Genomic DNA, 11,978 nt, shown 5'->3' on the forward strand with positions numbered 1-11,978 from the left:
AATCTTAAAGTTTCAGAAATTCAAAAAGAGTATACAATATTAGAGGCTACAGGAACAGATGAAGAAATACTAGATTTAACAGAAAAGCTAAATCAAATAGGATTAATTGAATTTGTCAAAAGTTCCAGAATTGCTCTTATGAAATCTTATGAAGGCTTTTGTATAGAAAATTAAAAAAAGGTAATGCAAATAACTTGTAATTCTGCTATATTTCTTATTTTTAATAGTCTAAGTTACTAAAGCAAAAAAAATATGATTTTAGGTACTAAACGTTTATTCTCTTTTATACTGTTGATTTCAGTATTAATATTAACTCCTTGTAAATTAGAAGCACAGCTTTTAGGGGGAGCAAAAACTACTACTGAAGAACCTGTAAAAACTCCCGATGATTCTTTAGGAAGAAGAACACCTCAAGGAACTGTCAACGGTTTCATAAAAGCAATTGGCGATCAGAATTATCTGCGCGCAAGCCAGTATTTTATGCTTAGTAAACGTTCGTATCGTAAAACATCTGAAAGAATACGAATAGCCAAAACCTTTCAGCAGCTGTTGGATCAGGGAGGTAATTTCTCGCCATCATCTATTCTTAGCAATAAAGAATTAGGACGTATAGATGATAATCTGGCAACTGGTGTAGATTTGGTTGGAAATATATCTACCGATAAAATTAGCATTCAACTTTATTTAGAAAATCAGTCAGATGATAGTGAGCCAGCCTTATGGCTTTTTTCTGCTGAAACTATAGAAGCAATTCTTGCAGCTGATATTAGTGGCGAAAAGACTTTTTTAGACAGGGTATTGCCAAATGCTTTAAAAGTAAGAAAACTAGGAAATGTACCAATTGGACATTGGGGAGTAGTGGTTGTAATGACAGTGCTTACCTACCTGCTTTCCAGATTATTGATATTTGTGTTTATATTTTTATTGCAAAAAATATGGAAGAAAGCAGATAGTGAGAAAGGTAATGCTATAATAGAAGCTTTTACACTTCCAGTTCAGATGTATCTGACGGTGATTTTGTTTGTCACTTTAACACAGCGAATGGGAATTTCTATAATAGTTCGCCAGCGATTTAGCATTATAATAATTACAATCGGAATTGTAGCTTTTTTAATTCTGCTTTGGAGATTGACCGATTTTGTGAGCATGTTTACAAGAAGCAGAATGAACAATCGCGGACGTGCTTCTGCGGTATCTGCGGTATTATTTTTGAGTCGTACCATGAAAGTTGCAATTGTTGTAATCGGAATTATTGCAATATTAGGAATTATTGGAGTAGATGTTACAGCTGGACTTGCAGCACTAGGAATAGGAGGGATTGCATTAGCTCTTGGAGCACAAAAAACAATAGAAAACTTTGTAGGGAGTGTCAGTCTTATTGCCGATCAGCCACTTCGTGTAGGCGATTATTGTAGAGTCGATGATATAAAAGGAACTGTAGAATCTATCGGGATGCGTTCTACAACACTTAGAACGCCTGCTCGTAGTATTGTAACAATTCCGAACGGTCAGTTGTCAGCTAGTAAAATCGAAAATTATGCACATCGCGATCGATTTATATTCAATCCAATTTTTGGATTTAGAATGGAAACTACACCAGACCAAATGCGTTATCTGCTTGTAGAATTAAGGTCATTGCTTTATGCACATCCTTCTGTTTTAAATACAAATCCAATAGTTCGCTTTACTGGTATTACAGCTGATTCTTTAAAGGTTGAGATTACGGCTTATATTGAAGCCATAAATGTGGAGACATCGCAAGAAGTGCAAGAAGATCTTTTATTGCGAATGCTGGACATTATAGAAAAAAGCGGTACCTCTCTGGCTTATCCTTCGCAAACACTTTATATGACTAGAGATACGCCTGTTTCTAATGAAAAAGCAGCAGAAGTTTCTAAAATAGTTAAAAAATGGAAAGAAAATAATGAATTGCAATTGCCTAAGTTTGATCCAAAACGAGTAGAAGAACTGAAGGACAGCATTAAATATCCAAATGAAGGAAGTTTTGATCCTAATGCGGATGAAACCATATTCTAAAGAAAAGAGCTTCACAAATTGAAGCTCTTTTTATTTATAAGTTATTTATACCAATGACATTTGCAACGCTTTAAATGGCAGAAAGAATTCGTAAAAATGGACTAATTAAAGAGATATGAAAAATATGTCTATTCTTTTGATTGATTCGTCCATCTTGAAGAATAACAATGCGAGTAATTTTATTTTCGATCCAAAACCCAATTGAATCGTAGTAGTTTTCAAAAAGAAAACACAAAAAAGATAATAAATTGAAGGTGATTGATTAGTAAATATTTGTTAGTTTTTATTAGTTAGGGAGATTAATGAGAGATTTAATCTCCCTTTTTTTATTCAATTTTTAGAGAAAGAAATTTATTAAATACATGATTATATGAAAAGAGTGAATCTTAAAATTAAAAATGCTGTACCATTATTTGTACTGTTATTTTTTTGTGCTTTAAACGGATATTCCAAAAACGACGAAAAAACAAAAAGCGCTTCTGCTGTAATAGAGCGATTAATTGGTAGTCGTGTCAATGAGTTTGAAATGACTATAAGTGAAAATAAAAATCAAGATAAAGATTGGTTTGAAGTGGAAGCAACCAGCAATCTTGTAAAAATTAAAGCTTCAAATAATACAGCACTTTGCTATGCAGCGTATAATTTTCTTAGAGATATCGGTGCGGTTTTAATTAGTTGGGAAGGAAACAGAGTCAATTTACCTAAAGATTGGCCAAAATATTCCAAAAAAGGAAGTACACCATTTGAGTATAGAGAATATTTAAACGCTTGCACTTTTGGCTATACAACTCCGTGGTGGGACTGGAAACGTTGGGAACAAGAAATAGATTGGATGGCTATGCACGGCATTAATCTTCCAACTGCAATGGAGGGTCAGGAAGCGGTGTGGCAGGAATTATGGAAAGAATATGGTTTGACAAACAATCAGTTAGAGGCACATTTTGCTGGGGCAGCTTTTTTACCTTGGCAAAGAATGGGAAATATTAATAGTCTAGAAGGTCCTTTGCCACAAGAATGGTTTGTTAAAAAAGAAGAACTTCAAAAGAAAATATTGGAGAGAATGAGAACTTTAGATATGCATCCTGTTGTTCCTGCTTTTAGCGGATATGTTCCTAAGGCTTTCGCCGAAAAACATCCTGAAGCTAAAATTACAGAATTAAAATCGTGGTCTGGCGGTGGTTTTGCGAGCACTTTTCTTTTAGATTCTAAAGATCCTTTATTTAAAAAAATCGGAAAACGTTTTATAGAAATTTATACCAAAATGTACGGAAAGTCAGATTTCTATTTGGCAGATTCATTTAATGAAATTGAACCTCCAGTTTCTGAACATAATAAATATGAAGAGCTTTCTAATTATGGAAGTGCTGTTTATGAGACTATAAATGAAGCGGCTCCTGGTGCGACTTGGGTTATGCAAGGATGGCTTTTTGGAGACAATAAAGAATTCTGGACCAAAGAAGCTACAAGCGCATTTTTAAGTAAAGTTCCAAACGATAAAGTAATGGTTCAGGATTATGCCAATGACAGATATAAAGTATGGGATAATCAGGAAGCTTTTTACGGAAAACAGTGGACTTATGGTTATGTACATAATTATGGCGGATCGAATCCTGTTTATGGCGATTTGAATTTTTACAAAAATGAATTGACAAGTCTGCTTAAAAATCCGCATAGAGGAAATATTGCAGGTTATGGAGCAATGCCTGAAGGTTTAAATAATAATTCGATTGTATACGAATACATTTATGATCTTCCGTGGACTAAAGGAGAGCAACCTATAAATGATTGGCTAACTAAATACTTAAACGCAAGATACGGGCAAACGACTTCTAAACCTGTTTTTCTAGCGTGGGAATTATTATTAGAATCTGTCTATAATGTCAAATATTGGGAAACACGTTGGTGGAATGATAGGGCTGGAGCGTATTTGTTGTTTAAACGTCCAACAGTAACCATTACAGAATTTAAAGGAAATCCTGGAGATAAGAAAAAACTAAAAGAGGCTTTGGATATTTTAACCAAAGAAGCAAAGAAATACGATAAAAAGAATTTTATTCAATATGATTTAATAGATGTTACAAGACATTATTATTCATTATGTATTGATGAAGATTTAATAGAATGCGTAAAAGCATACCAACAGAAAGACATTGACCAAGGCGATCGATTATTTAAAAAGATAGAAAAACAAGTTTTGAATATCGATGCTGTAATGTCAGGTCAGCCATTAAATAGTTTGGATCAATGGGTAAAATCGGCTTCAGATTATGGTAGTTCGCCAGAGGTTTCTTCATTATATGTAAAAAATGCCAAAACATTAATTACGCTTTGGGGCGGAGAAGGACACTTGAACGATTACGCTTCTAGATCATGGAAAGGAATGTATAAAGGATTTTATTGGCCAAGATGGAAAATGTTTTTAGAAGCTTTAAAAAAATCTGTTGTCACAAATACTCCTTTTGATGAAAATAAAGAAAGAGAATCAATTAAAAATTGGGAAATTAATTGGACAAAAAGCAAATAAAAAGTTACCAAGATTATAATTGCTACGTATATAGACAAAATTTAACTTAATATTTATAACATAACCTTAAACCATAGTAAAAAGATGAATAGAAAATTTTACGAAATCGATTAATTAATAAGTTTTTAACTATATAATTTTAGAAAAAATACTTTGCGAAGCCTTGTCATTATTGATTTTAAAGAAATTATCCATGTTTATGAATAACTTGTCCATTTGTTAACATTTCTTTGGCACTAATTTCGTCAATACTATTTAACCAATTAACCAATATACAATGGAAAAACTTAAACTTTTATTATTAGCCTTTTTCTTTGGCTTCTCAATTAATACTTGGGCACAAAAAACAGAAGTGTCTGGTGTTGTATTAGATGACAAAGGTATTCCTCTGCCAGCCGCTAATATCCTTGAAAAAGGAACGACTAATACTGTAACGACAGATTTTGATGGAAAATTCAAATTTTTAGCGTCAAACAAAAATGCGACATTAATAATTTCCTTCATAGGATTTGATGATCAGACTGTAAAATTAGACGGAACCAAAACTAATTATTCGATTAAATTACAATCTACCACTACAAACTTAGAACAAGTTGTAGTTGTGGGGTATGGTAAAGGATCTCGTAAAAACTTAACGACTTCGGTTTCTTCTGTTAAAGCTGAAGATTTAAACAGAGGTGCAATTAGCGACGTTGGACAACTTTTGCAAGGTAAAGTTTCTGGTTTGAATATTTCTTCAAGCGGTGACCCAACAAAAACAGCTTCGGTAGTTTTACGTGGAGCTTCGACATTAAACAGTTCGCAAGGACCTTTTTATGTAATTGATGGTATTCCAGGAGTTGATATTTCGGTTATATCGCCAGATGATATTGCAACAATAGACGTATTAAAAGATGCGGCTGCAACAGCAATTTATGGTAACCGTGCTGCAAATGGAGTTATCATGGTAACAACAAAAAAAGGAAGTAAAGGAAGAACACAAGTTGCCTACAATGGATATTTTGGTTTTGAAGAAGTTTCTAATAATTTGGATATGATGAATGCAGATCAACTTAGAGCTTTTACAACTAAAAACAATTTGAATTTTACTCCAGAAAATGACAAAGGTGCTAACACAAATTGGCAAAAAGAAATTCTAAGATCAGGGCGTGCAGCGTCAAGCAGTCATAACTTATCTATGAGTGGCGGTGGAGATCACGGAAGTTATACTGCAAGTATTACTTCTCTTAATAAAGAAGGAGTTATGCTAAAAAGTGATTTTTCTCGTATCATTGCTCGTTTATCTGTTGAACAATATGCTTTTAATGATAAAGTAAAGTTTGGTTTAAATGTTACTAATTCTAGAACAAAATATCAAAATGTACCACAGCGTAATACAGTTCTTTTACAAGCAGCAAGTTATCTTCCTGTTTCTCCAGTAAGAAATGATGATGGCAGTTTTTTTGAAAACTTTGTAAGTCCTGGATACTTTAACCCGGTAGCTTTAATTGAGCATGGTACAGACGAAACTAAGACAAATAATCTTGTAGGTAATCTTACCGCAGAAGTAAAATTGCCTTTCGGATTAACGTATAATTTGAATTTGGCACACCAAAGATTAAATACATCTCACGGAGAATTTTATGACAGCTATTATTCACAATACAACAGTGCCAACTTTTACAACAACCCAGATCCGCCTTTGACAAAAACATTGGTTAACTTTGGAGTAAATGGTTCTGCATTGAGAAATGCTTACGAGAACACAAACAACATTATTGAGAGTTTCTTTACTTGGGATAAATCAATTGGAGATCATAAAATAAAAGCTGTTTTAGGTTACTCTTGGCAAGAAAACACTTTAGGAGATGGTTTTCAGGCTACGACAACAAATTTTCCAGTTGACAATGTTGGGTATAACAACTTAGCTTTAAGTAACTATACTTCTGTTAATGGTTATGTGGTGAATTTTGGAGATAGCAAAGCATATCAAAAAACACGTTTAATTGCTTACTTCGGACGTTTAAATTATAATTATAAAGATAAATATCTTTTACAAGGATCACTTAGAAGAGATGGTGGATCTATGTTTGGTGCAAACAACCAATGGGGATACTTTCCTTCTGTAGGAGGTGCATGGAGAGTTGACAAAGAAAGTTTTATGAAAAACCAAAACTTTTTTAGCGATTTGAAATTCCGTGGTAGCTGGGGAGTAACAGGAAACTCTTCTGGATTTAATGCTTACACAGCTCAATTTATTTCTGGAAGTTTAGGAACTTTCTATTACAACGGACAACAAATTGGAGCTTACGGACCAAACCAAGCAGCAAATCCTGATTTAAAATGGGAAAAAACGGCAACAGCAAATATTGGTGTTGATTTCTCTATCTTAAAAGGAAAAGTAACAGGTTCTGTTGATGTTTACGATAAGAAAACAACAGATATGATTTTTAACTACAATGTTAATCCAGTATTGGTGCCAGTAGGAACAATTGTAGCAAACGGAGGAACAATGTCTAACAAAGGTATTGAAGTTAGTTTAGGCGCAACTATTGTTAAAACAGCAGATTTTAGCTGGAATACTAATTTGAATTTGGCGCATAACAAAAATGAAATTGTTAAATTAACTAGTCCATTCTTTGTTGGTGGAGATTCAATTCGTCGTGTACAACCAGACGGAGGAGGACAAACAGGAAGTACTTTACAAATCTTTAAAGAAGGAAAACCATTAGGACAATTCTTTACATTGAAATATGCTGGAAAAAATGCTGACGGAGTATCTCAGTATTATGACAAAAACGGTGATCTGACAACTACACCTCAAATTGGAGTAGATTATCATTATGCAGGAAGCGCACAGCCAAAATTATTGATGGGATGGGCAAATAATTTCCAATACAAAAAATTCGATTTAAGTATTTTCTTTAGAGGAGTTTTTGGTAATAAAATTTTCAATGCAACTCGTGCAGACTTATTTAGACCAAGTACCGCAATGACCAATAACATTTTAGTAGATGCCGGCAATGAGTCGCCAAATGACTTAAACTCTTATAAATATTCAGATCGTTTTATAGAAGACGGCAGTTATATAAGATTAGATAACATGACTTTAGGTTATAATTTTGGAAAAGTTGGAAATTACATCAGCAGTATCCGTATTTATCAGACTGTAAATAACGTATTTGTTATTACTAAGTACAAAGGAATTGATCCAGAGGTTGAACAAGGAGGAACGGCTCCAGGTGTAGATTCTAATAACTTCTATCCAAAAACCAGAACATACATGTTCGGTGTAAATGTGATTTTCTAAAAATTAAAGCTAAACATTATGAAAAAGATATTAAAATATTTAGGACTTCCAGTACTTTTAGCTGGTTTGGTATGGTCTTGTGATGATCTAGAAGTACCTATCACAACTCAATTGACACCAGAGGTATTTCCTCAAAACTCAACACAATATATTCAGACAACAGGACCAGTCTATGCAGCATTTAGAGGTGAGTTTTCATTTGCTTGGTGGTGGTCGCAGTCATTATCTACAGATGAAGCTATCTTACCAGCAAGAGGAGGTAACTGGTTTGATAATAGAAACTATATTTCAATGCATTACCATGACTGGAACCCAGACAATGGTATCATAGGAAGCCTTTGGGATTGGTCATCTAAAGTAATTGGAACAAGCAATCAAGCTATTTCGATCTTAAGACAGACAATGCCTGAAGGAACTGATAAAAAAACTTTGATTTCAGAGTTAAGAACAATGCGCGCTATTTCTTATTTCATGTTAATGGATAGTTATGGAGACGTGCCATTAGATACTTTATATGGAGACTTTACTTCTCATGCTAAAACTCCAAGAAAACAAGTTTTTGAGTACATTGAGAAAGAACTAAAAAGTTCAGTTCCTAATTTGAACCCTGCTTCAGGAGTTACAACTTACGGTAGACCAAATAAACAAACCGCTAATGCAATGTTGGCTAAATTGTATTTGAACGCCGAAGTATACACAGGAACGGCACGTTATAACGAATGTATCGCAGCTTGCGATGAAGTAATCAATTCTAATTTATATGTTGTAGAACCTAGAGCCACTTACCTTCAAATGTTTTACCCGACTAACGGACCAGCAATGAAAGAATTCATCTTTGCGGTTCCTTATGATCCAGCAGCTGTTACAGTGGGTTTCAACGGGCAAATGTATCACGCACGTTATGATGTCCCACGTTCAGAAAGAGCTAAGTTCGGACTTTCTTACACGCCAAGTGCGCCTAGAAGTACACTGCCAGAATTTTATGCTTATTTTAATGATGCCAATGATATTCGTAACAAACAATGGCTTACGGGACTTCAATTTATGAATGATGGTGTAACTCCAGTAATGGTTACCACAACTAAAAAAGGTTACGATCAATTCTACACAGGATCTGATGGTGGAGCGGCATATACTTATCAAGTAAACTTAACTCCAGATATTGAACTTCGTCAGAGCGTAACACTATTCGATTGTGGTAATGATGAAATTGCTTGGAATATGGGATACAGAAACGTTAAATTTTATCCTGATGCATCTTCAACAAACCGTAATCAAAACAATGATGTTCCTTTCTTGCGTTACTCTGATATTCTTTTAATGAAAGCAGAAGCAATTTTACGTGGCGGATCTGTGACCTTAGGTCAAAGTGTTGATGCATTAGTAAACATGGTTCGTTCTAATCGTACAACATCTGCTGCTTTAAGCGGAGTAACTTTAGAGGATCTTTACAAAGAAAGAAGTCGTGAATTTGCTTGGGAAGCTTGGCATAGAAACGATATGATTCGTTTTGGAAAATATGAAGGATCTTGGGGATATAAAACTAATACAGACACATACCGTCGTGTATTCCCAATCCCGACAAATGCAATGGTTTTAAACCCAGCCCTTACTCAGAATGATGGTTATTAAGAATAAAAATTTAGTTAAGTACGCATTTGTAATTCAATTTTAATTTTGAAAAGGAGAAGAGCGTAAAAAGCCTTCTCCTTTTTTCTAAAAAAAAACTGATTTTTTTCAGTTGCTCGTAAAAATCAGTTCAGTTTATTTTTTGAATGAAAACAAAGCTTAATCAAAAGTATTTCGGACAATTCTATACAGATTAAGCTTTGTAACATTCTGCTATTTTTTTTTGAGAATAATTCTATAATTCTCACAGCCATCCTTATGCTTAATATTTTCGATTTTGTGATAAATCAAAAACATAAAATCGTTCTAAACCAATATCGCCCCATTCAATACAGAAAATAAATGGAACTAAACAAAATCTATAAAATTGGACTCCTAGGAATAAGTTTAAGTCTTATTTTTTTAGTGTCATGCAACGCCCAAAAAGCTGTTTCTTTAAAAAAGAAACAAATCTCAGATATGGTTTATCCGTTGTTGGACACCGAAAATTCAAGATGGTTTTACTTTTCTTCTGCAAGTCGTCCGTTTGGTATGGTTAACTTAAATCCCGATACAGAAATCAATGGCGATTGGGGAGGCGGATATAAATATACTACAGACACAGTAAAAGGTTTTAGTCATGTTCACGAGTGGCAAATGTCTGGTGTATCAGTAATGCCAGTAACAATCTCAAGTGCAAACAAACAAACTGTTTTTAAAGATTTTTATTCCAAATTCAGTCATAAAACAGAAATTATTACACCAGGTTATCATTCGTTAAAACTAGATAGATATCAGATAAAAGCAGAAATAACGAGCACGCCAAGAGTTGGTTTTCATCAATATACATTTCCAGTAAAGGCACAAAAAGCAATTCTTTTTAATCTGAACACCGTTTTAGGCCCTTGCGAAAACACCAATGGGAAATTAGAAAAAAACAATGATTTCGAACTTTCTGGTTCATTAGTTTTAAGCACCAATTTTAGGCGTCCAAAACCTTTGACAGTGTTTTTTAAAGTTAAAACAGAACAACCAATAACCTCTATAGAGAAAGACAACACAACAGGAAATTATTTAATTCATTTTAATAAAAAGGGAACGCAAGTGCTAATGAAAGTTGGTATTTCGTATACGTCAATTGAAAATGCCAATAACAACATCGAAACCGAATTAACCCACTGGGATTTTAATAAAACTGTTGAAGATTCTAGAAATGAATGGAGTAATTTATTGGGAAGAATAAAAGTAGAAGGAGGAACAGAAACAGATCAAAGAAGATTTTATACTGATTTATGGCATGCTCTCCAAGGCAGAAAAATGATCAGTGATGTAAATGGAGCCTATCCTGATAATACAGGGGACAAATTCAGGATAGGACATTTGCCTTTAAAAGCAGACGGAAAACCAAAATTCAATCACTACAATTCTGATGCTTTTTGGGGTGCACAATGGACAATTAATAATCTCTGGGGATTGGTGTATCCTGAGATTATGGAAGAATTTGTGTATTCTCTAATGCAGTATTACAAAGATGGAGGTTCTATTCCGCGTGGACCTTCAGGAGGAAATGATACTTATGTTATGACAGGAGCTTCGGCTACACCGTTTATTGTAAGTGCCATTCAAAAAGGAATTGTAAAAGATGATTTAGAAGCTATTTATGTGGCGCTAAAAAAAGGACACATGGAAGGCGGAATCATGGCAAAAGCAGGTTATGAACACAAAACCAGTATTGGCGGAGGATTAAAATATTATTTAGAAAAAGGATATGTGCCGTACCCGCTGCCAGACGGTAATTTTGGAAGCCATGAAGATGGAGCTAGCCAGACTTTAGAATATGCTTATCAAGATTGGACTTTGGCGCAATTGGCAAAAAAACTCAATCACGAAGACGATTACAAGTATTTCATGAAAAGATCCAAAAACTATCAGAATGTTTTCGATCAATCAACTGGATGGATGTGTCCGAAAAATGTAGATGGAAAATGGAGAGAAAACTACGATCCATATCAATATGAAAACGGATTTATAGAATCAAACGGAGCACAGTCGACTTGGTTTGTGCCACATGACATTCTTGGTTTAGCTGATTTAATGGGAGGAAAAGAAAAAGCTGTAACTAAATTAAATCAACAATTTGAAACGGCTAAAAAGCAAAACTATACTTCTGGTACTTCTCATGATGCAGAATTGCATCCGGAATTTAGTAGAATTCCAGTCAATTTTGGAAATCAGCCTTCCATGCAGACTTCGAATATTTTCACCATTTTAGGAAGACCAGATTTAACGCAATATTGGACAAGAGATGTAGTAAAAAGCACCTTCAGCGGATTATCGCCAGCAACTGGTTACAACGGCGATGAAGACCAAGGATTAATGGGAAGTTTGAATGTTTTACTTAAATTAGGTTTGTTTCAAATGAACGGAGGAACCGACCAAGATGCTGTTTACCAAATAGGAAGCCCAATCTTCAATAAAATCTCGATTGATTTAAATTCGAAATATTATTCAGGAAAAACA

General features: G+C 34.2%; 5 protein-coding genes and 1 pseudogene. All 6 read left to right on the forward strand.

The window, feature by feature from the left end:
- A pseudogene (locus B3J44_RS24315) lies at positions 1-174 on the forward strand (hypothetical protein); the annotation flags it as partial.
- A gap of 78 nt (positions 175-252) precedes the next feature.
- Positions 253-2,037 carry a mechanosensitive ion channel family protein gene (locus tag B3J44_RS22955; protein ID WP_286971688.1) on the forward strand — a complete coding sequence of 595 codons (1,785 nt, stop codon included), beginning with the start codon at positions 253-255 and terminating at the stop codon, positions 2,035-2,037.
- A 370-nt stretch (positions 2,038-2,407) separates the two neighbouring features.
- Entirely contained in the window at positions 2,408-4,561 is a 2,154-nt protein-coding gene (locus B3J44_RS22960; protein ID WP_286971690.1) for an alpha-N-acetylglucosaminidase, read from the forward strand.
- 277 nt (positions 4,562-4,838) lie between these two features.
- The gene (locus tag B3J44_RS22965) at positions 4,839-7,850 is read left to right on the forward strand and encodes a SusC/RagA family TonB-linked outer membrane protein (protein WP_198858009.1); all 3,012 of its coding nucleotides are present in this window, start codon (positions 4,839-4,841) and stop codon (positions 7,848-7,850) included.
- Between the two features lie 18 nt (positions 7,851-7,868).
- On the forward strand, positions 7,869-9,482 hold the full coding sequence (locus B3J44_RS22970; protein WP_198858010.1) for a RagB/SusD family nutrient uptake outer membrane protein: 1,614 nt from the start codon (positions 7,869-7,871) through the stop codon (positions 9,480-9,482).
- A gap of 339 nt (positions 9,483-9,821) precedes the next feature.
- A partial coding sequence (locus tag B3J44_RS22975) for a GH92 family glycosyl hydrolase (protein ID WP_286971694.1) occupies positions 9,822-11,978 on the forward strand: 2,157 nt, incomplete at its 3' end.

It is taken from the genome of Flavobacterium sp. UBA4854 (assembly GCF_002399805.1).
GTDB classification, from domain to species: domain Bacteria; phylum Bacteroidota; class Bacteroidia; order Flavobacteriales; family Flavobacteriaceae; genus Flavobacterium; species Flavobacterium ginsengisoli.